The 26228-nt window shown below is 61.3% G+C and carries 19 protein-coding genes; 7 read left to right on the plus strand and 12 right to left on the minus strand.

Annotated features, from left to right (window positions below):
* Positions 1-179 precede the first annotated feature (179 nt).
* From ACMQ11_RS10515 to ACMQ11_RS10530, 4 genes are all read left to right on the plus strand, one after another.
* On the plus strand, positions 180-1325 hold the full coding sequence (locus ACMQ11_RS10515) for a glycosyltransferase (protein WP_418992729.1): 1146 nt from the start codon (positions 180-182) through the stop codon (positions 1323-1325).
* 105 nt (positions 1326-1430) lie between these two features.
* Positions 1431-2819, plus strand: a complete 1389-nt coding sequence (gene asnS / locus ACMQ11_RS10520) for an asparagine--tRNA ligase (RefSeq protein ID WP_418992730.1) — start codon at positions 1431-1433, stop codon at positions 2817-2819.
* A 244-nt stretch (positions 2820-3063) separates the two neighbouring features.
* Entirely contained in the window at positions 3064-4488 is a 1425-nt protein-coding gene (rpoN, locus tag ACMQ11_RS10525; RefSeq protein ID WP_418992731.1) for an RNA polymerase factor sigma-54, read from the plus strand.
* 351 nt (positions 4489-4839) lie between these two features.
* Positions 4840-5448: a hypothetical protein gene (locus ACMQ11_RS10530; RefSeq protein WP_418992732.1), complete on the plus strand. Its 609-nt coding sequence runs from the start codon at positions 4840-4842 to the stop codon at positions 5446-5448.
* A gap of 57 nt (positions 5449-5505) precedes the next feature.
* On the opposite strand, the gene ACMQ11_RS10535 is transcribed toward ACMQ11_RS10530, so the two are convergent.
* The 9 genes from ACMQ11_RS10535 to ACMQ11_RS10575 form a co-directional block, all read right to left on the minus strand.
* Complete coding sequence (locus tag ACMQ11_RS10535) at positions 5506-7857, minus strand: leucine-rich repeat protein (RefSeq protein WP_418992733.1); 2352 nt, start codon at positions 7855-7857, stop codon at positions 5506-5508.
* Between the two features lie 461 nt (positions 7858-8318).
* Positions 8319-9674: an NADP-specific glutamate dehydrogenase gene (gdhA, locus tag ACMQ11_RS10540; RefSeq protein WP_418992734.1), complete on the minus strand. Its 1356-nt coding sequence runs from the start codon at positions 9672-9674 to the stop codon at positions 8319-8321.
* A 264-nt stretch (positions 9675-9938) separates the two neighbouring features.
* Complete coding sequence (locus ACMQ11_RS10545; RefSeq protein ID WP_418992735.1) at positions 9939-11864, minus strand: NAD(+) synthase; 1926 nt, start codon at positions 11862-11864, stop codon at positions 9939-9941.
* 130 nt (positions 11865-11994) lie between these two features.
* A complete protein-coding gene (gene pepT / locus ACMQ11_RS10550) occupies positions 11995-13215 on the minus strand; it encodes a peptidase T (protein ID WP_418992736.1) in 1221 nt (406 codons plus the stop codon).
* Between the two features lie 18 nt (positions 13216-13233).
* Positions 13234-15243 (minus strand): OPT family oligopeptide transporter, encoded by a 2010-nt coding sequence (locus ACMQ11_RS10555; protein WP_418992737.1) that lies wholly within the window; start codon positions 15241-15243, stop codon positions 13234-13236.
* Between the two features lie 66 nt (positions 15244-15309).
* Positions 15310-15636, minus strand: a complete 327-nt coding sequence (locus ACMQ11_RS10560; RefSeq protein WP_418992738.1) for a nucleoside triphosphate pyrophosphohydrolase family protein — start codon at positions 15634-15636, stop codon at positions 15310-15312.
* A 190-nt stretch (positions 15637-15826) separates the two neighbouring features.
* Entirely contained in the window at positions 15827-15970 is a 144-nt protein-coding gene (locus ACMQ11_RS10565) for a hypothetical protein (RefSeq protein ID WP_418992739.1), read from the minus strand.
* Between the two features lie 49 nt (positions 15971-16019).
* Positions 16020-17264 carry a UDP-N-acetylmuramoyl-tripeptide--D-alanyl-D-alanine ligase gene (locus ACMQ11_RS10570; protein ID WP_418992740.1) on the minus strand — a complete coding sequence of 415 codons (1245 nt, stop codon included), beginning with the start codon at positions 17262-17264 and terminating at the stop codon, positions 16020-16022.
* An 8-nt stretch (positions 17265-17272) separates the two neighbouring features.
* Positions 17273-18346, minus strand: coding sequence for a mannose-1-phosphate guanylyltransferase (locus ACMQ11_RS10575; RefSeq protein ID WP_418992741.1), 1074 nt, complete (start codon positions 18344-18346; stop codon positions 17273-17275).
* 250 nt (positions 18347-18596) lie between these two features.
* Here ACMQ11_RS10575 and pssA point away from each other — a divergent pair, with 250 nt between their 5' ends.
* The 3 genes from pssA to ACMQ11_RS10590 are packed head-to-tail and all read left to right on the plus strand — an operon-like array spanning position 18597 to position 22250.
* Positions 18597-19304 (plus strand): CDP-diacylglycerol--serine O-phosphatidyltransferase, encoded by a 708-nt coding sequence (gene pssA, locus ACMQ11_RS10580; protein ID WP_418992742.1) that lies wholly within the window; start codon positions 18597-18599, stop codon positions 19302-19304.
* A 58-nt stretch (positions 19305-19362) separates the two neighbouring features.
* On the plus strand, positions 19363-21504 hold the full coding sequence (locus tag ACMQ11_RS10585) for a putative porin (protein ID WP_418992743.1): 2142 nt from the start codon (positions 19363-19365) through the stop codon (positions 21502-21504).
* A gap of 44 nt (positions 21505-21548) precedes the next feature.
* Complete coding sequence (locus ACMQ11_RS10590; protein WP_418992744.1) at positions 21549-22250, plus strand: transglycosylase SLT domain-containing protein; 702 nt, start codon at positions 21549-21551, stop codon at positions 22248-22250.
* 156 nt (positions 22251-22406) lie between these two features.
* On the opposite strand, the gene ACMQ11_RS10595 is transcribed toward ACMQ11_RS10590, so the two are convergent.
* From ACMQ11_RS10595 to ACMQ11_RS10605, 3 genes are read right to left on the minus strand one after another with little or no spacing between them, the layout of a single operon-like run.
* Positions 22407-24116: a PCMD domain-containing protein gene (locus ACMQ11_RS10595; protein WP_418992745.1), complete on the minus strand. Its 1710-nt coding sequence runs from the start codon at positions 24114-24116 to the stop codon at positions 22407-22409.
* 2 nt (positions 24117-24118) lie between these two features.
* Entirely contained in the window at positions 24119-25378 is a 1260-nt protein-coding gene (locus ACMQ11_RS10600) for a hypothetical protein (RefSeq protein ID WP_418992746.1), read from the minus strand.
* Positions 25379-25390: 12 nt separating this feature from the next.
* The gene (locus ACMQ11_RS10605; protein WP_418992747.1) at positions 25391-26215 is read right to left on the minus strand and encodes a hypothetical protein; all 825 of its coding nucleotides are present in this window, start codon (positions 26213-26215) and stop codon (positions 25391-25393) included.
* Positions 26216-26228: the final 13 nt, after the last annotated feature.

Below are 26228 nucleotides of genomic sequence, written 5' to 3' on the forward strand. Positions count from 1 at the left end.
TACTTTTTTTTCACGAAACCGCAAACTGTATCTTTCCGCCGCCCTGCCGCGCACGGGAGGCGGTGCCCGGGTTCGGCCCATTCGGGACGGCGAGCGGGCCGAAACGTCGAATTTCGGTGCAGGGATTTTGTTCCCGGCGCGATTTTTACTACTTTTAGGCGCATTTTTCAGATAAACCCATGATCCGCACCGTCAATGTCTTCTCTCCGGGGGATTCGCGCAGCATAACCCTTTGGTCGAACGTCCCTTACATGCTTTGCCGCGCGCTGGAGCGCTGCGGCTACCGGGTCAACCGCATCGACTACCACGACAACGCTTTCCGCCGCCGCAAGTGGCTCAAGCCATTGGTCAGGCTGTGCGACGTAATCCGTCTTTTGGGGATCAATTTCAGCGTCTACACCTGGTTCTACTACCGTTCGGCCGACCGGAAGATCCGGGAGGCCGACCGGAAATTTCCGGCCGACCTCCAGATCACCACCTCGTTCGACATGTGCAACCGCTTCTCCGCGAAGCCCAACGTGGTGATCGGCGACTGGACGCAGGAGTACCTCTACCGCCGCCGGCTGCACCGCCGCGTCAAGGGACACGACCGGGTGCGCATCCTGCGCCAGAAGCAGGCCATCGAGCGGAGCGACTACGTGGTGTCGCTCTTCCCGCAATGCGCCGAAGACATGCGTGTGCACTACGACAATCCGCGCATCTTCCACTTGGGATGCAATGCCGTCAACTCGGTTTACGACGGGGTGTTCGACCCCGAGGCGGTCTGCCGCGACAAAGCCTCCTCGCGCAAGATTCTGTTCGTGGGCCGCAAACGGTACCTGCGTGCTGCGCGCCTTTTGGTCGAGAGCTTTGCCGACCTGCTGTTGTCGCAGCCCGATGCCGAACTGCACATCGTCGGGCTGTCGGCTTCGGATCTGAAAGTTCCCCCCCCCGCTGCCGCAAGCGTCCATTTTTACGGTTATCTGAACAAGGCCGACGCCGCCCAATGCGCGCAGTATTACCGCCTGATGCTGGAGGCGCGGGTCTTTGCCAACCCCACGCCGCTCTGGGGCGGCTACTCCTCGACCATCGAGGCCATGTATTTCTGCAATCCGGTCCTGATCTCGCCCTACGAAGATTTCACGGCCGAGTTCGGGGCCGACAATCCTTTCACCTACTACTGTCCCGAATTTACGCGCCAAGGGCTTGCGGGGGTGTTGGAGGGTATCTTCTCCGAGCCCGCCGAAGCCTATGCCGCCCGGTGCCGGGCCGCCCGGGCCGCGGTGGCGGAGTACACGTGGGAGAACTGGGTTCGCCGGCTGATCGCCCTGGTCGAAAAGGGGTGAACGGCGAACCGGGCGTATTCGAATTATCGACCGCAAGATTTCGTTGTATAAGTAAAAAACCGTATCTTTGCTGCTTCGGTAAGAGACCGTTTCAAAATGCAAGATATGAAAACGCAGAGAATCGCAGAAATTCTGAAGTCGGGTGTCGTGGACACAGACATCGTCGTCAAAGGTTGGGTGCGCACCAAGCGCGGGAACAAGAACGTGGCTTTCATCGCCCTCAACGACGGCTCGTGCGTAACCAATATCCAGGTGGTCGTCGACCTGCAACAGATCGCCGAGGAGCAGCTCAAGACCGTAACCACGGGCGCCTGCATCCGGGTGGACGGGCGGCTGGTGGCCTCGCCGGGCCAGGGGCAGGGCGTCGAGGTGCAGGCCGCGAAGATCGAGGTGTACGGCACGGCCGACCCCGAGAGCTACCCCTTGCAGAAGAAAGGGCACTCGCTGGAGTTCCTGCGCGACATCGCCTACCTGCGTCCGCGAACCAATACGTTCGGCGCCGTGCTGCGCATCCGCCACGCCATGGCCTACGCCATCCACGAGTATTTCAACCGCGAGGGCTTCTACTATTTCCACACCCCGATCATCACCGCCTCGGACTGCGAGGGCGCCGGAGCCATGTTCCAGGTGACGACGCTCGATGTGAACGACCCGCCCCGCACCGAGGAGGGCCGGATCGACTACTCGAAAGACTTTTTCGGCAAGGCGTGCAACCTCACCGTCTCGGGGCAACTCGAGGGCGAGCTGGGCGCGCTGTCGCTGGGCCGCATCTATACGTTCGGCCCCACGTTCCGGGCCGAAAACTCCAACACGCCGCGCCACGCTTCGGAGTTCTGGATGATCGAACCCGAAGCGGCGTTCTACGAACTGGAAGACAACATGGAGTTGGCCGAGGATTTCCTCAAATACCTGATCCGCTATGCGCTGGAGCATTGTGCCGAGGACCTCGCGTTCATGAACAAAATGTGGGACAAGGGGCTGCTGGAACGGCTGAATTTCGTGCTGGAAAACGATTTCAAGCGCCTCGACTACACCGAGGGCATCGAGATACTCCAGGCTTCGGGCCGCAAGTTCGAGTTCCCGTGCGAGTGGGGCTGCGACCTGCAATCGGAGCACGAACGTTACCTGGTCGAGGAGCATTTCAAGCGACCGGTAATTCTCATCAACTATCCCAAAGAGATCAAGGCGTTCTACATGAAGCAGAACGACGACGGCAAGACGGTACGCGCCATGGACGTGCTGTTCCCCGGGATCGGCGAGATCATCGGCGGTTCGGAGCGGGAGGCAGACTACGGAAAACTGCATGCACGTGTCAAGGAGCTTGGGATGAGCGAGAAAGAGCTTTGGTGGTACCTCGATACGCGCCGCTGGGGTTCCGCCCCCCACTCGGGCTTCGGCCTTGGCTTCGACCGGCTGCTGCTCTTCGTGACGGGTATGACCAACATCCGCGACGTGCAGCCGTTCCCCCGGACACCGCAGCACGCTGACTTTTAGGATAACCGCCTGCGAAATGTTTCCGTCGCAGGCGGTTTGCCGAGGTTCGCAACGGTTTTTCGTGGTCCGCAATGGGCTTGTCCGGCAACCCGGACCGGACGAACCGGGAGGCAAATCGACTGTTGGAACGAATTTTGCCCGGATGCGGCCGGTTCCGGGCCGCAGCCCCGAACGAGGGGCTATTACGATCCTCGATATGAAGAGACCGAATTGAACGTGTGAAATCTCAATTTGGTAAAAAAATATGGCAATCAATCAGAAACAGGTTCTCTCCCTCCAGCAGAAACTCTCTCCGCAGCAAATTCAGATGATCAAGCTGCTGGAGCTGCCCACCGTGCAGCTCGAACAGCGCATCAAACAGGAGATCGAGGACAACATCGTGCTCGAAGAGGAGGAGCGCTCCCCGGAGGAGGATGGGCAGGAACCCCAGCAGATTTCGGTGGACGAGTACCTGCGCGAGGACGATACGCCCTCGTACAAGAGCCGGGTCAACAACTATTCGAAAGACGACAAGCAGCGTCCGATCTTCCTCACGGGCGGCCGCTCGTTGCAGGAGTACCTCGTAGAGCAGTTGGGCTACCGCAACCTCTCGGAGCGCGACATGCGGCTGGCGGTCTACCTCATAGGCAGCATCGACGAGGACGGCTACCTCCGCCGCGATCTGGAGTCCGTCTCCGACGACATCGCTTTCACGGTGGGGATCGAAACCTCGGTCGAGGAGCTCGAGCGCCTGCTGGGCATTCTGCACGAGCTGGAACCGGCCGGTGTCGGGGCCCGCAACTTGCAGGAGTGCCTGCTGTTGCAGATGGCGCAGATGCCCATCAACACCCGTCCCCGGCGGCTGGCCCGCAAGATACTGACCTCTTATTTCGAGGAGTTCGTCAAGAAACATTACGAGAAGCTGATGGCGCGGCTGCAAATCTCGGAGGACGATTTCCGCGAAGCCATCGCCGAGATCAAGCACCTCTCGCCCAAGCCCGGCAACCTCTACACCGAGGGCGGCACCGACACGACGCCCTATATCATTCCGGATTTCATCCTCGACTACCAGGACGGCCATTTCCAGCTCTCGCTCAACTCCTACAACGTCCCGGAGGTGCGCGTCAACCGCCGCTATATGGAGATGATCCGCGAAATGGTCTCCTCGGACGGCACCGTCAAGGAGAAGGACCGGGAGGCGATCCAGTTCGTGAAGAACAAGATCGACTCGGCCAAGTGGTTCATCTCGGCCATCAAGCAGCGGCACGACACGCTCATGCGCACGATGCAGACCATCCTCGACTACCAGGAGGAGTATTTCAAGGACGGCGACAAGTCCAAGCTGCGGCCCATGATCCTCAAGGACATCGCCGACCGCACGGGGCTCGATGTCTCGACCATCTCGCGTGTGGTGAACAGCAAATACGTGCAGACGCAGTTCGGGATCATCCTGCTTAAATCGCTCTTCTCGGAGGCGATGCAGACCGATTCGGGCGAGGAGGTGTCGAGCTACGAGATCAAGAACATCCTCCAGGAGTGCATCGACGAGGAGGACAAGCGCCACCCGCTCACGGACGAGACGCTGATGGATATTCTCAACTCCAAAGGGTACCGCATCGCCCGGCGCACGGTGGCCAAATACCGCGAAATGCTGGGTATTCCCGTGGCGCGGCTGCGCAAGCAGATTTAGACGGAGCGGAGGCTAAGGTGAAAGGTGAAAGGTGAAAGGTGAAAGGTGAATTGGGGTAGGGCAGTTTTAGTGCTCCGAGCCACCGAGTACAGAGCACCCGATCTCTGAGCTTGTCCAGTCGCAAAAAGGGTGAAAGAATTCGCCCCGGAAGGCCTGAATGCACGGCCGCAACCAGTTGTAACCCGACGGAGCTTGATCGCACAAGGTTCGGAATGACAGATGGAGTCTTCGGCGGCCGCAGTCCGAAGCCACCCGGTGAGTGCATCGCATTGTGAGGGGCCTAATTGATCCGCAAACGGCGGTCCGCAAACGGGGTAGATCGAATAATTTTAAATGACGATTAAGTAAAAAATGAACTATACCAAACTTGCATCCGCCCTTTCGTGGGCGTTCCATCCGTTCGTGCTGCCCCTCTACCTGATCGCGGTCCTGCTGACGCTCACGGTCTTCGCCCAATACCCCGCGGGCGTGAAATTCTACCTGCTGTGGGTGGTTGTGCTTTACACGATGGTTATTCCGCTGCTGATGCTGGGTGTACTGCGGTCGCTGGGCCGCATCTCGTCCTACCGGATCGACGACCGCCGGGAACGGCTGCTGCCCCTGCTGATCGGCGCCGTCTGCTACCTGCTCTGCGCCCTGACCATCGCCAAAATCCCCTCGGTGATCTTCCTGCGCAAGTTCATGGTGGCCGCCGCCTGCTGCGAGGCGATGTGCCTGGTGGTATCGCTCTACTGGAAGATCAGCCTGCACCTGACGGCCATGGGTGCCGCCGTGGCGCTGCTGGTGGTGATGAACGTCGTGGGCGTAGGCAACATGCTCGTGCCGCTGATGATCGCCATTCTCTCGGCCGGGGCGCTGGCCTCGGCCCGCCTTTACCTCGGCTGCCACAACGGACGGCAGGTGTTGGCCGGCTTCGCGGGCGGCTATGCCGTGGCGACGCTCGCGGTGCTCTTTCTCTGAAAAACGAAAGGCAGCCTGCTTAGCAGGCTGCCCCGTCCGGTCGCACTTTGCAAGACACTACCAGGCAGAAATCTTGTTCGGATCGAAATAGGAAGCATGATTCCCGTATGCCGTCGTGCCCGAACCCCACTCCGAAGCCTTGTAGGCAGCGACGGCACCGGAGGGCACCTTGACCGTCCAGCCGGCCATCGTTTCCCTGGACATCCAGTCCGAAAGATCCCCGTTAGCGAGGGTATAATACACTACCGTCGGTGGCGTCGTTCCCTCGAAGAGGATCGTGCCGGGTCTGTTCTCCCAGTAGAATGCGCAATCGGCCAGCGATTCCAGCGATGCGGGCAACTCGATACGCTCCATCGGAACGTAGTTGAACGCCGACTGCTCGATGCGCTTCAAACCGTCGGGGAAATCCACCGAATTCATGTTGTTGCAGGAGGCAAAGGCCCGTCGGCCGATGACCTCGAGGCTTGCGGGCAGCTTGCCCAGCACCAGATTGTCGCACTGAGCGAACGCATCGTTTTGAATCTCGGTGATCTGGTCCGGAAGCGAAATGTGCGAAAGGGCGTGACACATGTAGAAGCAATCCGCGGGCACGACGGTGATTCCCGGGTCGATGTCGACCGAGGCGAGTTGCGTGCAGCCGTAGAACGCGCCCTGGCCCAGCGTGGTGACCGTGGCGGGAATGCGGATATTGGTGAGGCGCGGGCAGGCTTCGAACGTCCAGCCCGGAATCTCGCTCACGGTCGAGGGGATGCGCAGGGTGAAAATGCCGCAGCCGTAGAAAGTCGACTGGGAGAGCGTTTCGAGCCCCTCGTTCAGCACGACCGTTTCCAGGTTGGTGCACCCCTCGAAAATCCAGCGGCCCAGCGTGCGGGTGCTCTTCGGGAACTCGATCTGCGAAAGCGAGGTGCAATGGTAGAATGCCGAATTGAGGACAGTTTCGAGCCGGTCGCCCAGGTCGATCCGACGCAGTGCCGAGCAGCCTTGGAAAGCCCATTGCCCGATCTGCACCGGATTGCCCGCGTCGATGTATTCGAGGGCCTGGCAATTCACGAAAGCGGCCTCCTCGATCCCGCCCACGCTTTCGGGCAGGATCACGCGCCGCAGCGTCGTGTTGGGCGCCGCTTCGTTGAAAGCCAGTCCGCGGTCGGGCATCGAAGCCAGATCGGTCATCGAGAGGTCGAGAACCTCCAGTGCGGTCAGTGTCGTGCGGATGTATTCGAAATCCGTGGCGTCGATGCTGCCTTTCAAGGCCAGCCGGGTAACCGCCGGATTGATACCGGCAGCGTTCAGACCGCCGGCCGTGCTGGTGCCGATAGCCCCCTCGAAATATTTTACGGGGCGCGTTACCGACTGCTCGCGGCCTTTCGAGTCCACGATCGTGACTTTCAAGAGAGCCGTCTCGGCAAGTGCGATGTTTTCGGGAGCGGTCAGCGTCACATACGAACTGCCTGCAACGGGTTTGTCCTCGGCGTTGTACTCGGGCAGGGTGACCTTTACGCCCCAGACCTTGTCCGTGGCAGCCGAGCGGGTCTGAATGTCCATGCCCGTGCCGTTTTCGTTGGTTACGGCTGCCGTCATGGCGGTGAAATCCCCTTTCTTGAGTGTTGCGGGGAATACCAGCGTCACCTTGTTGTTCTCCCTCGATGCGAAGAACGTCTGGTAGCTGTCGAACGCGACCGTCACCGCACTTTTGCGCGGCAGGGTGATCTTGGTCGTTCCGTCGGCCAGCGTGAAAGTTACGTTGTCGGGGTCGGAGGTGTCCACACCGTCCTTGGCGAAAATGGCATCGCCCTGGGCGCCCGTGGCGGGCACTTTGGCTCCGTTGTCGAGTAGCCACTCGTTGTCGACTTTCCAGTAGAGCACGCCCTCGAATTCCGCTACGCTGATCTGCGGGGTATCTCCTTTCGGTCCGGTGGGTCCGGTGGGTCCAGTGGGTCCGGCAGGACCCGTGGCGCCCGCTTCCCCGTCGGTGCCGGAGGCGGGAATCTTGTTCCCCTCCTCATCGAGAATGTAGGTGGGATCGGCCTGACCGATCTGCACCGTCCAGTAGTATTTTCCGTCGATGAACTGCTTCACGCCGATAATCGGGGTGATACCGTCCTGGGCATCTACGCCGTGGCGGATGGAGATGGGGGTGCTTTTTTCGAAAGCGATCGTGTAGCCGACCTCTTTCGACCCCTCCATGATGGGCGTTATGCCCGTGATAAAGTCCTTTGCTTCCAGGGCGGAAACCAGCTCCTGCAAGGCGCCGATCTGTCCGTTGACCGTGTTGCACCAGTGCTCCAGGTTTTCGACCCGTTTTTCGAGGTCGTTCACGTCTTTGCGCAATCCCGTGTCGTCGTAGTCGTCGCACGACGCCAGGGCCGCCGCTGCCAGAAGCAGCATCCCGTAAAATTTCAGTTTTTTCATGCCAGATTTTTTTGTGAATGGATTAGATAGGTATACAACAAGCCCCACCTGCCTGCGGACCGGTGACAGGCGGACGGGGCTTGAAAATTAAATAATAAGGTGTTCGGATATTAAGCGAATGACCGGAAAATCCCCCCCCCACGGAGGGCGGCAGAAAGTAACAGGCAGGCGAAAGCGGTATGTTGTGTTCACACGCATCGAGGCAGTTATGGTTAAACAAAGATAATGAATTTATCCGACAATCCAAATCCTCTCCGGCAGTGCACTGCACGACCGAACAACCGGCCGGTTCTGTCCTCGGCTTCCGCAACGGGCGACAGGTGCCGGCCGGCTTTGCGGGCGGCTAAGGGGTAGTCGCACCCAGGGGCTGCTTCTCTGAGAATCCCGGTCGCGGATCGAAAAAGGGACGAGCCGCACGACCCGTCCCCTTTTTTGACGTCTAATTCTTAATTCTTGATTGGTTATACGCACCCTTGCGCCAGCATGGCGTTGGCCACTTTCATGAAGCCGCCGATATTGGCGCCCACCACATAGTTGACGTATCCGTCGGGTTGGGTGCCGTAGCGGACGCAGACCGCGTGGATGTTCTGCATGATCGATTTCAGCCGGGCATCGACCTCTTCGGGCGTCCAGCTCAGGCGCATCGAGTTCTGGCACATCTCCAGCCCCGAGGTGGCCACGCCTCCGGCGTTGGCCGCCTTGCCCGGGGCGAAGAGCAGGCGGTGCTCGTGGAAGATGCGGATGGCTTCGGGCGTCGAGGGCATGTTGGCGCCCTCGGCCACGCACTGGCAGCCGTTGTCGACGAGCACCTGCGCCTCCAGGCCGTTCAGCTCGTTCTGCGTGGCGCACGGCATGGCGATGTCGCACCGCTCGCCCCACGGACGCTCGCCCGCATGGTAGGTGGCCGAGGGGTAGCGGTCGGCGTACTCCTTGATGCGGCCCCGGAAGACGTTCTTCAGCTCCATGACGTATTCGAGTTTCCCGGCGTCGATTCCCTCCGGGTCGCAGATGTAGCCCGACGAGTCGGAGAGCGTGATGACCCGGGCGCCCAGTTCGGTGGCTTTGCGGCAGGCGTATTGGGCCACGTTGCCCGAGCCCGAGATGCAGACGGTTTTGCCCTCGAACGTCGTGCCGCGCGTCGAAAGCATCTCCTGGGCGAAATAGCAGGCCCCGTAGCCCGTCGCCTCGGGGCGCAGGGGGCTGCCGCCCCAGTCGCGGCCCTTGCCGGTGAGCGTGCCGGTGAACTCGTCCCTCAGACGCTTGTACTGGCCGAACAGGAAGCCGATTTCGCGGCCGCCGACGCCGATGTCGCCCGCAGGGACGTCGGTGTCCTGGCCGATGTGGCGTTGCAGTTCGGTCATGAACGACTGGCAGAATTTCATCACCTCGTTGTCCGACTTGCCCTTGGGGTCGAAATCCGAACCGCCCTTGCCACCGCCCATCGGCAGGGTCGTCAGGCTGTTCTTGAAGGTCTGCTCGAAAGCCAGGAACTTGAGGATCGAGAGGTTGACCGAGGGGTGGAAGCGGATGCCGCCCTTGTAGGGACCGATGGCGCTGTTCATCTGCACGCGGTAGCCGCGGTTGATCTCGATTTCGCCCCGGTCGTTGAGCCACGGCACACGGAAGATCACGATCCGCTCGGGTTCGGCGATGCGTTCGAGAATCTTCATCCGTTGCAGCACGGGACTCTGGACGATGTGCGGGGCCAGCGACTCGGCCACCTCGCGCACGGCCTGGTGGAACTCCGGTTCGTTCGGGTTGCGTGCGATGAAGCGGTTCATGAAATCTTCGACCCACTGTCGGATTTGTTCATTCATAAGCGAGGGTAGGGTTTTGTCTGTTTTCGGGGTTAAAAATAGTGCATCCGGATGTGTTTTGCAAATTCTTTAAGAAATCGGTTCCCCGGACCGAAGCGGGCATGGGGCCGGTCTGCTTGCGGTCCGGCGACCGCGGCGGCTTGCGGGGTTTTGATCCGTAACGAAAAAGGACGGATTCGCTGTGAATCCGTCATGCAGGAAAAAGTTATCGAAAAGTTATCGACTTTTCGGGGCTGAACTTGAATGTCGCCGCCGAGGCGTTGCTCAGAGCGTCTCCAGTTCCTTGAGCCATACGGCCGCCGAAGCGTCGGAGGGCATGCGCCAGTCGCCGCGGGGCGAGAGGGCCACCGAGCCGACTTTGGGACCGTCGGGCATGGCCGAACGCTTGAACTGTTGCGCGAAGAAGCGGCGGATGAAGACCCTGAGCCATTTGAGGATCGTCGTCCGGTCGTAGGTGCCCCCGAATGCGGTCTCGGCCAGGAACAGCATCTTCGCGGGTCCGTAGCCGGAGCGCAGGAAATGGTAGAGGAAAAAGTCGTGCAACTCGTAAGGGCCGACCAACTCTTCGGTCTTCTGGGCGATGCTCCCCCGGCTGTCGGCGGGCAGCAATTCGGGGCTGACGGGCGTGTCGACGATGTCGTGCAGGGTGTCCCGCGCCGCCGGGTCCTTTTCCGTGTCGGCGGCCCAGCTGACCAGGTGGCGCACCAGCGTCTTGGGCACCGATGCGTTCACGCCGTACATCGACATCTGATCGCCGTTGTAGGTGGCCCACCCCAGGGCCAGTTCCGACAGGTCGCCCGTGCCGACGACCAGCGCCGACTCCATGTTGGCCACATCCATCAATACCTGCGTCCGTTCACGCGCCTGGCTGTTCTCGTAGGCGACCGAGCGGTCTTCGGGGTCCAACCCTATGTCACGGAAATGCTGCGTGCAGGCGTCCCGGATGGGAATTTCGCGGGACGTGACGCCCAGCTGCCGCATCAGATCGAGGGCATTGCGGTAGGTGCGGTCCGTGGTCCCGAATCCGGGCATGGTGATGGCGATGATGCCTCGCCGGTCGAGCCCCAGCTTGTCGAACGTGCGGACCGCGACCAGCAGAGCCAGCGTCGAATCCAGCCCGCCCGAAATACCGATCACGACGCGCTCGCAGCGGGTGTGGCGGAGCCGCCGGGCCAGTCCGTGCGACTGAATCTGGAAAATCTCCTCGCAACGTGCGTTGCGCAGGGTTTCGTCCCCGGGTACGAACGGCAGCGGGTCGATGTCGCGGTCGAGCGCCGCGGCGCGCAGCCCCTCGGGGACCTCCATCTCGATGACGGTATTTTCGGTCGCGCCCTGCCCTTGCCGGAACGAGGTGTTGCGTCGGCGCTCGAACTCCAGCCGCTCCAAGTCCACGTCGGCGACGACGAGCTGCTCGCCGAGCGAGAAGCGCTCTGCTTCCCTCAAGATACGGCCGTTCTCGGCCACGAGCGCGTTGCCGGCGAAGACCAGGTCGGTCGAGGATTCGCCGAACCCCGCCGAGCAGTAGACATAGGCCGAAATCGTGCGGCCCGACTGCTGGGCTACCAGCTGTCGGAGGTAGTCGTGCTTGCCCACCGCCTCGGGCGAGGCCGAGAGGTTGAAAATCACTTTTGCGCCGTTCAGCGCCAGTTGCGACGAGGGGGGCACGGCCGCCCAGAGGTCCTCGCAAATCTCGATGCCGAACTCCGCGCTGTTGACCTCGAACGTCAGGTCGGCGCCGAAATCCGCTTTCCGGCCCGCCACGGCGATCTGTTCTTCGGTGATGCCCGCGCCCGATGCGAACCAGCGGTTTTCGTAGAACTCCGTGTAGTCGGGAATGTAGGTCTTGGGCACCACGCCCAGTATGCGGCCCTGCGAGAAGACCACGGCGCAGTTGTAAAGCGACGAGCCGTGGCGCAGCGGCGCGCCGGCGATCATCGTCAGCGGCAGTTTGCGCGTCGTGCGCACCAGCTCCTCCAGCGCTGCGTCGGCCGCGTCGAGCAGCGCGGGCTGCAACAGCAGGTCGCCGCAGGTATAGGCCGTCAGCGCCAACTCGGGGAAGACGACGATCTCGACGCCCCGCTGCGCGCCCTCTTCGGCCAGCGCGGTGATCCGCGCAGCGTTGTAGTCGCAGTCGGCGACGCGCAGGTGCGGGATGGCCGCCGCTACTTTCAGAAAACCGAAATTATCCATAGCTTCGCTAATTGAGAATTAAAAATGAAGAATTAAAAATTAAAAATTGGCGACGGTTCCGTGTTGTAGATGCACTTTGGCGATAGAAAAAACTGTTAATTCTTAATTTTTCATTCTTAATTTTTAATTGTCAGCATTCCGCCCACAGCTGCGCCAAGTTGAGGATCACCTGCTGGGCCTTGCGCATGGTGGTCAGGGAGCAGTACTCGAACTTGCCGTGGAAATTCATGCCTCCCGTGAAGAGGTTGGGGCACGGGAGGCCCATGAACGAGAGGCGCGCGCCGTCCGTGCCGCCGCGTATGGGCCGCACGAGCGGCTCCACGCCCGCCATCCGCATCGCTTCGATCGCCTTGTCGATCACCTGCGGATGGGGTTCGACCATCTTGCGCATATTGAAATATTGGTCTTTAAGCACAAGGGTCAGCACCTCGTCTCCGTACCGCTTTTTCAGCAAATCGACCGCAGCCCACATAAAGACCTTGCGCTGCTCGAAGCGCTCGGCGTCGTGGTCGCGGATGATGTAGCTGATCGCGGCTTTCTCGATCGTGCCGTTCAGTGCGACGCAGTGGTAGAAACCCTCGTAGCCCTCGGTGTGCTCGGGCCGCTCGGCCGCGGGCAGCAACGCCTGCAACTCGCAGGCCACCTCGATGGCGTTGATCATCTTGTTTTTGGCGTAGCCCGGGTGGACGTTGCGGCCCTGAATTTCGATCTTGGCGCTCGCGGCGTTGAAATTTTCGTACTCCAGTTCGCCCTCCATGCCACCGTCGACCGTGTAGGCGAAATCGGCGCCGAATGCGGCCACGTCGAAATAATCGACCCCGCGCCCCACCTCCTCGTCGGGGGTGAAGCCGATCCGGATCTTGCCGTGCCGCATCTCGGGATGCTCCATCAGGTACTCCGCAGCGGTCATGATCTCCGCCACGCCCGCCTTGTCGTCCGCACCCAGAAGCGTCGTGCCGTCGGTGTGGATGAGGGTGTGGCCCTTGAAAAAGGCCAGTTCGGGGAACTCCGCGACCCGCATCGTCAGCTGCCCGTTGAGCGCGATGTCGCCGCCGTCGTACTCCTCGATGATGCGGGGCCGGACGTTCTCTCCGCTCATGTCGGGCGAGGTGTCGACGTGGGCGATGAAGCCGATGACGGGCGCATTCTCGAGTCCCGGCGAGGCGGGGATCGTGCCCATGACGTAGCCGTTTCGGTCCATCACGACCTCCGTAAGGCCCAGCGTCAGCATCTCGTCGTGCAGGGCTTTGAGCAGCACTTTCTGCTTCTCAGTCGAGGGAAAGGTCGTGCTCTCCTCCGAAGACTGCGTGTCGTAGGAGACGTATTTAAGGAAGCGTTCTTTAAGTTCCATCTAATAGTGAATTGTGAATTATGAATATTCTTTCTTGGCCCGGACCGTATGCCATGCGAAATAGCCGATCAAAAGCAGGTACATGGCCAGGCCCACCCATTCCGCGGCGTTCGAGGCGGCCCAGCCCGAGAGGAACCAGTCCACGTTGAGGAATTTCAAAAGGGCGCTCACTACGCCCATCAGGGCGCCGCCCGCGATGAATCCCGAGGCGATCAGCGTGCCGCGGTCGAAGCGGGCCTTGTTCAGCGCCTCGTCCTGCGAGCGGGTCGAAACCCACCAGGCCACCAGGCCGCCAACCACCAGCGGTGCGTTCAGCTCCATCGGGATGAACATGCCCAGCGCGAATGCCAGGGCCGGAACGCCGATCGCCGTCAGCACCAGCGCCAGCGCCGCACCGCAGAAATAGAGCATCCACGGGGTCTGGCCGCCCGTCATAAGCGGCTGGATCACCGCAGCCATGGCATTGGCCTGCGGAGCGACCAGCGCACCCTCGCCCACGAAGCCGTACGACTTGTTGAGGATAATCATCACGCCCGCCACGGTGGCGGCTGCAACCAGCGTGCCGAGGAATTTCCACGACTCCTGCTTTTTGGGCGTCGTGCCGAGCCAGTAACCGATCTTGAGGTCCGTAATGAAGCCTCCGGCCATCGAGAGCGCCGTGCAGACCACGCCGCCGATGATGAGCGCGGCGGTCATGCCCGTCGTGCCGCTCAGACCCACGCTCACGAGGATCAGCGACGAGAGGATCAGCGTCATGAGCGTCATGCCCGAGACGGGGTTGGTGCCCACGATGGCGATGGCGTTGGCCGCCACGGTGGTGAAGAGGAACGAGATGACGAAGACGATCAGAATGGCCGTTACCGACTGTACCCAGCCGTCCAGCAGCCCGAAATGGAAGAAGACGAAGACCGAGATCAGCGTGGCCACCAGAATCGTCAGCACGCGCTTCATCGTCAGGTCGCGCTCCGTGCGCACGGTCGTGGCCTCGGGGGCCGAGCCCTTGCCGCCGAATTCCGAGACGGCCAGCCCGACGGCCTGCCGGATGATCTTCGACTGCCGGACGATGCCGATGATGCCCGCCATGGCGATGCCGCCGATACCCAGCGGTTTGCCGATGAACGCAAAGAGGTTTTCGGGCGTGAAGATGCCCGCGGGGTCGGCCATGAGGTCGGCGCGCGTGACGCCCAACATCGAGACCAGTGCTGCGGGATCGATGGCCCCCTGGAGCGACCCGACCAGCGGGACGACCAGGAACCACACCAGACACGATCCGGCGGTGATGATGAGGGCATATTTCAGTCCGATGATGTAGCCCAGACCGAGCACCGCGGCCGAGGTGTTGAGCGAAAAGACCACCTTGAACCGGTCGGCGGCCGCGGCGCCCCACTCCGCCATGCGGGTCGAGACCGACTCGGTCCACAGGCCGAACGTGCCGACCGCGAAATCGTAGAGTCCGCCGACGACTCCCGCTACGGCCAGCAGTTTGGCCTGGTTGCCGCCCTTTTCGCCCGAGACGAGCACTTCGGTGGTCGCCGTGGCTTCGGGGAACGGGTACTTGCCGTGCATCTCCTTGACGAAATACTTGCGGAACGGAATCAGCAGCACGATGCCTAACAGGCCGCCGAAAAGCGACGAGAGGAACACCTGCCAGAATGCGGCTTCGAGCCCGAGGATGTAGAGCGCCGGCAGGGTGAAGATGGCGCCCGCGACGATCACGCCCGACGAGGCGCCGATGGACTGGATGATGACGTTCTGGCCGAGCATGTTTTTCTTGCCCAGGACGTTGCCCATGCCCACGGCGATGATGGCGATGGGGATGGCGGCTTCGAATACCTGCCCGACTTTCAGCCCCAGAAAGGCCGCTGCGGCCGAGAAGACGACGGCCATCACGACGCCCATCCCGACCGAGTAGGGCGTCACCTCGCGCGGTGTGGCCGAGGCGGGCATGACGGGGGTGTAGGTTTCGCCCGGCCGGAGTTCGCGGTAGGCGTTCTCGGGCAGCGAGGTTTGTAGTTTTTCCTGTTCCATCAAGGTGTAATTATGAATTTCGAATTTTGAATTCTGAATTGCAATCTTTCGGCAAGAGCCGAAAGATTATCGGTTGTCGCCGCTGCCCGTGAGGTGGTTGCGCTGCATGCGCGAGCGGAGTTTTGTGACGTTCATCTGCGCCACCTCGTCCAGTTCGTAGCCCAGGTCGCGCGCGAGCGTGGCGCAGTACCACAGTACGTCGCCGATCTCCTTGACGATTTCGAGCCGCTTCTCGTCGGTGAACTCTTCGCCGCCGTCGCGGATGACTTTCTTGACTTTGTCGGCTACCTCGCCCGCTTCGCCCGTCAGGCCGAGCGTGGGGTAGATGATGCGCCGATTGTCGGGGTAGATGGCCGTTTCGAGGGCGTGCTGCTGGTATTCGTTGAGTGTCATGTCTTTGGGTTTTACACGTACTTAATCGGACAAAAATAGCAAAATAATTTTACAAACGGCATGAAAAAGCCCCGTTTCCTGCCGGGGCGGGGCGTGTCGGGTTGTCAGGCGGCCCGAAAGTTTTATCCGAAGCCGCTGCCGCTCGGGGGCGGTTCGGTTCCGCGGTCGACCCGGGGGCGAGCCGTCCGGATCAGAGCAGTTCCACGCTCCGCTCCAGCCCGGTGCCGCGTGAACCCTTGACGAGCACGAGCGGGTCAGAGCAGTTCCACGCTCCGCTCCAGTCCGACGCCGCGCGAATCTTTGCCGAGCCGTCCGGGTCAGAGTCATCCCACACTCCGCTCCAGTCCGACGTCGCGCGAATTATCTTTGCCCAGCCGTCCGGATCAGAGCAGTTCCACGCTCCGCTCCAGTCCGACGCCGCGCGAACCCTTGACGAGTATGAGCGCATCGGCAGGCGGGTTTTGTCCGAGAGCCGCACAAAGCGCCTCACACGAGGGGTAGAGCGTCGTGTTGGCGGGCTTATCCGCCAGGCTCTCCCAGGCCAGGGCGAACTCCCCGCCGACGAGCAGCAGCTGCGCCCGGGGGTCCGTAGCGGCCAGACGGATGACGGCGGCATGCTCCTCCGCGGACCAGTCGCCCAGTTCGAGCATGTCGCCCAGAATCAATATCCGGCGGCTGCGGCCGGCGAGCGGTTCGGTCAGGAAGTTCGTGACCGAAGCGCGCATACTCGACGGATTGGCGTTGTAGCAATCCACCACGAGCGTGTTGCGCGACGTCTGAATGCGCTGCGAACGGTTGTTGTCGGGCGTGTAGGAGGCGATGGCGTGGCGGATGCGGTCGTCGTCCACGTCGAAATAGCGGCCCACGGCCACCGCGGCGGCGATGTTGAAGCGGTTGTAGTCCCCCTCCAGGTGGTGCTCCACCCCGTCGGCCAGCCGCGTCGAGTAGTACTCCGCAGCCAGTCCATACCGCTCGGCCGCCAGCGCCGTGAGCACCTCGTCTTCGGAGCGGACGAATGCGCGGCCGCCGTTCGCCGCCAGGTAATCGAGCAGTTCGCCCTTGCCGCGGCGCACCCTCTCCGGACCGCCGAACCCTGCGAGGTGGGCGCGGCCGATGTTGGTCACCAGGCCGTAGTTCGGCTGGGCGATCGAGGCCAAAAGGGCGATCTCCCCGCATGCGCTGGCGCCCATCTCCACCACCCCGAACTCCGTGTCGCGGTCCATCGCAAGCAGCGTGAGCGGCACGCCGATGTGGTTGTTGAGGTTGCCCCGGGTGGCATAGACCGTAAAACGCTCGGCCAGTACGCGGCTGACAAGTTCCTTGGTGGTGGTCTTGCCGTTGCTGCCCGTGATCGCCAGAATCGGGATGGAGAGTGCGCGGCGGTGTTCGCGCGCCAGCTCCTGCAAGGCGCGGAGCGTGTCGTCGACCAGCAGCGTGCGCTCGCCCCTCACCGCCGAGGGGTCGTCCACCACGGCGCAAAAAGCCCCTTTGGCGAGCGCTTCGGCGGCGAACCGGTTGCCGTCGAACGTCGGCCCGTGCAGGGCGAAAAAGAGCGAATCCGGTTCGATCCGCCGCGAGTCGGTCGAGATGCGGGGGTGTTCGCGGAAAAGGTCGTAGAGTGCGGACATGAAAAACGTCAGATGTGTTTCTCGCCGTCGTTGAATTTCACCTCGTCGATGAATTTCTTGATGTTCTGCTCGTCCGAGCGGGGGCAGATCATCAGCACGTCCTCCGTGTCGACGACGATGAAGTCCTTCAGGCCGCTGATGACGGCGATCTTGCCCTGCGGCAGCGAGACGATCGACGAGCGCGTGTCGTAGAGGTAGCAGCCCGTTTCGGGTATGGCGTTGGCATAACGGTCCTTGCGCGAATGCTGGTAGACCGAGCCCCAGGTACCCACGTCGCTCCAGCCGAACTCGCCGCAGCGGACGTAGACGTTGTCGGCTTTCTCCATGATGCCGTAGTCGATCGAGATGGCGCGGCACTCCGCGAAAGCCATTTCCACCACGTTCTTCTCGGCGTCGGTGCCCAGCGCGCGCTGCACGCCGCCGAAGAGCATGTGGTGCTCGGGGAGGTATTTCCGGAACGCTTCGACTATCGTGTCCACTTTCCAGATGAAGATACCCGAGTTCCAGAAGAACTCGCCGGTCTGGAGGAACGTCTGGGCCAGCTCCAGGTCGGGTTTCTCGGTGAAGCACTTGACCTTGCTGATGGGGCGGGTGTCCGAGACCTGGATGTAGCCGTAGCCCGTATCCGGACGCGTGGGTTTGATACCCACGGTCAAAAGGGCGTCGTGCGCCGAGGCGAACTCCAGGCATTCGGAGATGATCGCCCGGAAATCGTCTTCGTTGAGGATCAGGTGGTCCGAGGGGGTGACGATCATCTCGGCGTCGGGGTCGTGCTTCTGCAAGGTGTAGGCCGCGTAGGCGATGCAGGGGGCGGTGTTGCGGCCGATGGGTTCGCACAACACCTGCTCTTGGCCGATCTCGGGGATGTGCTCCAGCACCAGGTCCTTGTACCGGCGGTTGGTGACGACCAGGAAATTCTCCGCCGGAACGAGCTTTGCGAAACGCTCGTAGGTATGGCGGATAAACGATTTTCCGGTCCCGAGGATGTCGAGGAACTGTTTGGGCATCGTCTGCCGGCTCTTGGGCCAGAAGCGGGAACCGATACCGCCCGCCATGATGACGCAATATTTGTTGCTTGCCATGAGTTATAAGGTTGCAAGTCCGGCCGATTCGGTTTCTTCCGCTCCGAAATCCTTTCGGCCACGAACCCGCCGGACCTGCGTTACGGCGTCCGCGACGCCCGGTTCGTGCTTCACTCTGCGCGCATCTCCCTTTTTAAGGGGAGTCCAGCCCGCAAGGGGGCGGACAAGTTAATGGCGCAAAACCACACAAAGATAAAAATATTTTGTAACTTTGCCGCCTGTTGCAGAAATTAAATTTTTTTCGCCGGCCATGAAGATCAGACTTTTCACCCTGCCCAACCTGCTGACCCTTTCGAACCTCCTTTGCGGATCGTTCGCGGCGGTTGCGGCGTTGGTCTCCGGCAATCTGACGGCCGCGTTCTGGCTGGTCGTCGCTGCGGCCGTGTTCGACTTTTTCGACGGTTTCGCGGCGCGTCTGTTGGGGCAGAGTTCGCCCATCGGGTTGCAGCTCGATTCGCTGGCCGACGACATCTCGTTCGGCTTCGCTCCCGCGGCCGTGCTTTACACGCTCTACGAACGAATGCAGGGTGTGTGGCTGCCCGATACGGGGTACGCCTCGCTGGCGGTCTTCGTCTTTGCGGCTTTCGCGGCCCTGCGGCTGGCCAAGTTCAATATCGACGAGACGCAGCATGCCGAGTTCGCGGGTCTTCCGACCCCTGCCGCAACGCTTTTCTGCGTCTCGCTGGGCCTGTTGGCCGAGGTGCGCGGTCTCGAAATACCGCGCGAGGCGGTGCTGGCCGTGGCCGCGGTTCTTTCGCTGATGATGGTCTCGCCGGTGCGGATGTTCGCCCTGAAATTCGCGGGCTTCGGCTGGCGGGGCAATGAAATCCGGTACGGGTTCATCCTTTTCGCCGTGGCGGCGGTCCTGCTGTTGGGAGTTTACTCGATTCCGCTCGTCATCGCGGTCTACGTGCTGGTTTCGCTCGTCCGCTGGCTGGGGTGCCGGAAGCGGGAGTAATTGCATATTTAAAATTTTTTAATTATCTTTGCCGCGGATTTCCGCTCTTTGGGTCGATATGTCGGGATTTTCGAAAGCAATATTGCTCACGCTCTGGTTCGGTCTGCTTCTTGCAGTGCCCCGGGAGGTGCGTTCGCAGAATTTCGATGCCAAGTCGATCATGCGGGCGCAGCAGCGGGGCGAGTCGGGCAGCCTCTACGGGGGCAATCCGTTCGAGCAGACCGACGAGGAGAACCCCGATGCCGAGCCGCAGGACACGACCAAGAAAGAGCGCAAGATCCGCAAGCCGCTCGAATCCTATTTCTTCAGCGATTCGGTGCGCTCGCTGCCCAATTTCAAGTGGCACGTGCGGCGCGACTACAACCGGGTCGAGATCGCGGATATGGACACCACGCTGACCGATTACCGCATCGACTACCCGTTCTACCGCGAGGATGTGGGCGACCTGGCGCAGGGCGCACTGGGCCAGACCTCGCTGCCGCTCAACTATTTCCGTCGGCCCCAGTTCTTTGATTTCAGTTTTGCCAGTCCCTACTACGCCTACATCTACGACATGGAGAACGTCCCGTTCTACAACACGAAAAAACCCATGATCCGGCTCAGTTACGCCGAGTCGGGGCAGAAGCGTTACCGGGAGGAGAATTTCGGCATCATGCACGCGCAGAACATTTCGCCCACTACCGGGTTCAATGTCGACTACAAGGCGCGCGGCACGCGCGGCCAGTACGTCTGGTCGCGGACCAAGAATCACAACCTCGCGGTGGCGTTCAACCACACCGGGCGCCGCTATTCGGTTCATGCGGGGTACTACAACAACCACATCGAGCAGCAGGAGAACGGTGGCGTGGTCGGAAAGTGGGCCATTGCCGACACCACGTTCCAAATGCCCTCGGGCGTGCCGATGAAGCTCTCCGACGCCGAGGCCGAGAACCTCTACCGCAACAACGCCTTTTTCGTCACGCAGTCGTACGGCATTCCGTTGCAGCGGCTCACCGAGAGCGACTTTTCGATGGCGAACCTCTCGGCGGTCTATGTGGGGCACTCGTTCGAGTACAGCTCGTGGAGCAAGGTCTACACCGACCAGCGGGCCTCGTACATCGATGAGCGGGGGCACCGCGACGAGGCGGGCAATTTCGTTCCGGATACGCTCATGTATTACCAGAACTGGTATATCAACCCGCTCGAAACGCGCGACTCGCTCTACGAGCGCAACATTTCCAACCGCTTCTTCGTCCAGGCGCAGCCCTGGGACCGAAACGGCGTGGTGGGCACGATCGACGCGGGCGTGGGGCTCGACCTGCACACCTACTCGCAGTTCGAGCTGAACGACTACATGACCGGAAAGTATACGAAAGTAAACAAGACCAGCTATTTCGTCTACGGCTCGGTCGGCGGCAAAATAAAGAAGTATGTCGACTGGGATGCGAATTTCAAATTCTTCCCGTCGGGATACAGAGGCGGAGACATGACCCTCGGCGCACACCTGGCGCTCACGGGATTTCTCCGCGGACACCCCCTGATTCTCGAAGGCAGGTTCACGATGGACCGCCGTTCGCCATCCTACTGGCAGGAGAATCTATTCTCGAACCACTACATGTGGTCCGCTCCTTTGAACAAGGAGAATGAGACTCGTTTCGAGGTCAAGTTTTCGGTTCCCGATTTCGCATTCGAAGCGGGAGCGTGGCAAGGAGTCGTCACGGACAAGATCTACTACGGTCCGGACAGCCACGTCGCCCAGAGCGACGGAAACGTCAGCCTGACGAGCGTGTATGCTCGCAAAGATTTCCGCTTAGGCGGACTTCATTTGGACAACAGGGTATTGTTGCAGTGGAGTACGGATCAAGAAGTCATACCCGTTCCGCTTTTGAGCGCCTACCTCTCGTATTACTACGAATTTTGGGTGGTGCGCAACGTACTGCGCTTACAGATCGGTCTGGACGGACATTACCACACACGGTATTATGCGCCCGGTTACAACCCCGCTCTGTCGGTGTACTACAACCAACGCGAGGTCGAGGTGGGGAACTATCCCTACGTGGACGCTTTCGTGATGGGAAAGTGGAAGAGGATGCGGATATTTCTCAAGTATCAGCATGTCAACAAGGGACTGTTCGGCAACGGAGAGTATTTCTCGGCGGCGGGTTATCCGCTCAATCCGGGCATGTTCAAGATAGGTATCTCATGGGGTTTCTATGATTAGCGTATTGTTCTGCGCGGTATAAGCTGCCCGCAAAACAACCATTTATGTTAAAAAAGACAGTTTTAACGTTTGCGTTCTTAACCATTCTTACCACTTTTTACGGCTTCAACGCCCAGTTCAGCGCACCCGTGACGGATGACATGCTGCTGAACGAAGAGAAGACCGGGGTTCCGGACAATTCGCTACTCACGGAGGGCGATTACGTGATCTCGGTGTACGACAACCTCATTCGCAACATCAGCGAGCAGGAGGGGCACGACTGGCGGCTCATGTCGGCCATCGCCTACCACGAGTCGCGCTTCACGGCGGACATCACCTCGCGCAGCGGAGCCCGCGGGCTGATGCAGATCATGCCTTCGGTGGCGCGTCAGTTCGATGTGCCGCAGGAGCGGGTAGCCAATCCCGAGACCAATGTCTGGCTGGCCAACAAGCTGCTCTCGAAGATCAAGACGACGCTGCGCCTGCCGGAAAGCACCTCCGAGAAAGACCGCATGGCGCTCGTCCTGGCCGCGTACAACAGCGGCATCGGCCATGTGAGCGATGCGCGCCGCCTGGCCCGCGCGAACGGCGAGGATCCCAATTCGTGGGAGGTCGTGGCCCGCTACCTGCAACTCAAGGCGGACCCCGCGTACTACGAAAACGCAGTGGTCAAGTGCGGCCGTTTCACCGGCAGCCGGCAGACGCTGGCCTACGTGAACGACGTGATAGGACGCTACGACAAATACTGCCGCATTACCCGACGGTAACGACGGACAGGAGATGATAAAAAGCAGCACCTCGCTTCAGGCGGGGTGCTGTTTTTTTGTGCGGCTGCGGGAGGCAAGGCCGTTGCGGCCGGCCGGACAAGAAAGCGCGGCCCGGTTTCTTGAGTCGGGCCGCGCCTGTCGAACGGGGCGTGGAGCCTATTGCCCGCTGTCGGGCAGCGGGTCGTAGACGAGTTCGAAATCGTCGAGCCACATTTTGCTGTCGCGGCTTCCGGTGAAATAGTCGCCCCAGCGCGAGGCCGAGCAGACGACCATGATGTGCGTCGGGCGCAGGCTTTTGTCGGGGTAGTCGATCGGAATGGTGATCTGCTGCCACTCGGCGACGCTTTCGGTCAGGATGCGTTCGCCGTAGCCGATCACGTCCTTGCCGCGGGGGTTGAAGAATGTCTTCACGTCGCGTGTGTCGATGCTTACGGGCGAGTGGTCGGTGCCCATCAGTTCGCCCCCCTTGGCCAGGCCGTACTCCTCCTTGGTCCAGGTGCCCAACGCCACGAAGATGCTGCCGTTGTCCGGATCGCCCTTTTGGATGGTCATGCCTGCCGGTACGCCGCTGACGTCGGTGATGGTTCCGCGGATGTACTTGACCCAGAGGCGCAGGGCCGTGGGGCGCAGCGTAAAGGGCCGTCCGAAATTCACCACGCCGTGCGTCACGCCGCGAATGCCGGCGAACTCTCCGGTAAAGAGGTTCCCGGCCGCCAGTTTGACGGCCACGTAGGTCGATTCGAGCCGGGCCGATTTGCGGCCCGTGCTGCCCGGGCGCAGGTCCGTTTCGTCCGGCGTGGTGACGTTGTATTTGTCGCCAAGGGTGACGGCGCCGTTGTTGCCCGAGCCCCAATAGGCCGTCTCCTCGGACAGGAATGGGAGCCACGGCTTGCCGGGTTTCGACCAATCCTCCAGGCCGCTGTTGGGCAGCTGCTCGACGCCCTGGGTCGTGACGGTCTCGGGGAGGGTCTCCTCGTCGCCGCAGTAGGAGACGAACTGGTAGGTGGTGCCGGGCTGGCTGGCGAATGCGGCCGAGAACGAACCGCCCTCGATCTGCACGTTCGGCACCTCGAACCACTCGCCGGAGGTCCCGATCCGGTAGCGGAATCCCATGCGGTCGACGCCCTCGATGCCCGTGCCGCGCAGCCAGATGGTCTTGGACCAGGCGTCGACGGCTTCGGTCCGTACGGTCTTGTCCGTCGGCAGCACGTAGAGCACCCACCTTTCGGTGCGGCCGTGGAAAGCGACGTCGACGAAATGGGGCGTGCCGAGCGTCGGGTCGTCGGGGTCGGGCGAACTGTAATCGAGCGTCGAGAGCTCCTCGATCGAGGGCGAGCAGACCGTAATATCCTCGGGACCGAGTTTGAGGGCGGTGATCGCCACCCGGCTGCGGTCGGCGTTTTTGGCTACGTAGGCCGTGGCGATGCGGTTTTCGAGGTCGAAATCGCTTTCGCCGACCTGTCCGGCGACGCTGAAGATGCGGGGAACGGTCTGCTCGGCCACGATCTGCCACGCATAGTCCTGGTAGAGCGAGAGCGTGACGTAGAGGGGCGTCCGCAGGTCGAACGTCCCGGTCAGGCTGCGCGAGGTGCGGATCCGGTCGAGAAACGTCTGCGGGTCGATGTTGGTGTTGTGGGCGTCGATGGCGAAAGTCACCTCGTCGATCTCGACGTTTTGAATGTCGGTGGTCTCGTCGAGCGTCAGGGTGGCGGTCCGGTTCGTCAAATCGATGCGCGGCTCGGAAAACCCCTTGCCCGCGATCCCGTTGATGTGTACCTCGACCGTGGGATAGGGTATGTCGTTCTCGATGCACGCCGCCGCGAAGAGCGCCGCGACCGGGAACAGGATGCGTATTAAGCGTCTCATGTCTATCTCTTTTTCTTGTCCCACAAATGGATCGTCATGCCGATGTTGATGGCCGCGATGTTGAGTTTGAACTTCATGTTCGAAGCCTTGCGCGAACCGATCTTGTTGCCCTCGGCGTCCCGCTGCGTCACGTTGGTGTACTGGATGCCTCCCAGTCCGAACGAGAGCGTGGCGCAGACGTTGGGGAAGATGTAGACCGCCGCTCCCGGATTAAACGAAAGTTTGACCTGCGTATTGTCGCTCAAAGAGTGTTTTATCTCGCCGTTCGACTCGTAGGAGAACTCCGACGACCCGGTCGAGACGGCCAGCTCGAACTCGGCGAAGAGGCCGAAACGCCCCTTGGGATCGAGCCCCGCATAGGAGCGGTGGAAGATGCCGAACGAGTAGTTGTCGCTCGTCAGATCGAGGTAGGGCAGGTTGAGCGAGACGTCGTTGCTCTCGCCCAGGTCGAACAGCGCGCCCTTGTCGAGCGTGCCGCCCACGTGGGTGTAGCCGAAGCGCACGCCCACGCAGTTGTTGTCGCGGTAGAAATAGCCCGCGAAAGGCTTGACGGTGGCGATGGTTCCCGAAGCGTTGATGTTGTCCAATACGAGCATGAAATCGGTGTCGTCGCTCGACAGGGTGCCGTAGGAGGCCGTCAGTCCGGTCATTACCTCGCCCTTGTAGGCGAACTTGATCTTGTTGATCTCGCGGTCCATGCGGCGGCGCGTGGGCAGAAATCGCTGCTTGCGGCGCTCGACCTCGGTCAGGGTGTGCGATGGCTGTTGTATGACGGATGCGGCAAGGGTTTCGGCCGCGGTCTTCGTCCCGGTTTGGGCAACGGGGCCTCCAACGGTTTCGGCAGCCTCGGTCTCGGTAACGGCTTCGGCTGCGGTCCGGTAGGGAGCGGAAACCGGCTCGGGCCCGACGATCTGCATCGGTGCCTGGTCTTCCGCCTCCTCCTGTGTTTGCGCAGCGGTCGTTGCGGGAGCGGTTCCGGTTGCAGGCGCGGCGGCGAATTCTTCAATCGGTTCGTTTCCGGCTTCCGCGATTTCGGTTTCACGACCTGCCGGTGCGCTCTGCGAAAGCGTCTTTTGCGCAGGCGCGGCCTCGGCGATGCTCTCGGGCGCACGCTCCGCAGAGGAGAACAGCTGCTCCGGATCTTCCGTTCCGGTCGACAAGAGCGGTTCCGCTGCGGCAGCCGTCGCCTCGTCCGCCGCGGGTCGTTTGCTGGCACACGAGATGGGCAGGATCAGCAGCAATAGGAGTATGAATCGTGTCATGTGTTTGCGGTTTTAGAGGTAGAAAGCCATGCCCAGGCCGATGGAGAAGATGTTGACCTTGAAATTCATCATGCTCGTCGTCCGGTGGCCCACCGTCACCTGGTTGTGCACCTGCTTGGCGCGGTCGTAGGTGATACCCATCACGCCGACGTTGACTTCGACGGCCATGTTGTTCGTGGCGAATGCGATGATGCCCGGCGAGATGCCCAGCGAGAGGGTGTAGCCCGTCTCGTAGGTGCCCTTGACGGGAGAGTCGTTGGCAAAACGCGCCTCGGTGCCGCCGGCCGAGAGCTGCATCTCGTTGAAGAGCGCGAAACGCTTGCTGCGCCCCAGCGGAATGTACTGCCGCCAGATCACCGCCACCTGATAGGAGTGCTTCAGGGAGTAGAAATCCCTGAGGTTGATATCGACGTTCGAATCCTCGTTGCCGAAATTGAGCTGCGCCTTGTCCAGTTTCAAGAGCGTGCGCGAGTAGATGAAACGCCCTCCGAGGGCCATGTTGTCGCGGAATGCATAGGCGATCATCGGGCTTACGCGGAACGTGTAGCCTTTCGAATTGATCCCCTCGACCACCAGGAACTGGTAGCCCTTGTTGGAGTGGGTCGAGTAGGAGGCCGTGCCGCCGAAAATCCACTGCCCCTTGGGGACGAAGAGGTTGTGGGTGTCGGTAAGCCCGCGCTGGCGCCGCATTTCGTTGATCGTGAGCGGTCGTTCCGCGATGACCGGCGTGTCGGCCGCAGGGAGGCTCCCGCCCTCGGGAATTTGCTGTGCCCGCAGCGTTTGTCCGGCCGCCGCGAGGCAGACGAGTAGCAGCGTGCGGAGTGTCTGTATGCGCATGGTCGTGCGTTTA

Origin of the sequence: Alistipes sp., from assembly GCF_048465575.1 — a bacterium.
GTDB lineage: Bacteria > Bacteroidota > Bacteroidia > Bacteroidales > Rikenellaceae > Alistipes.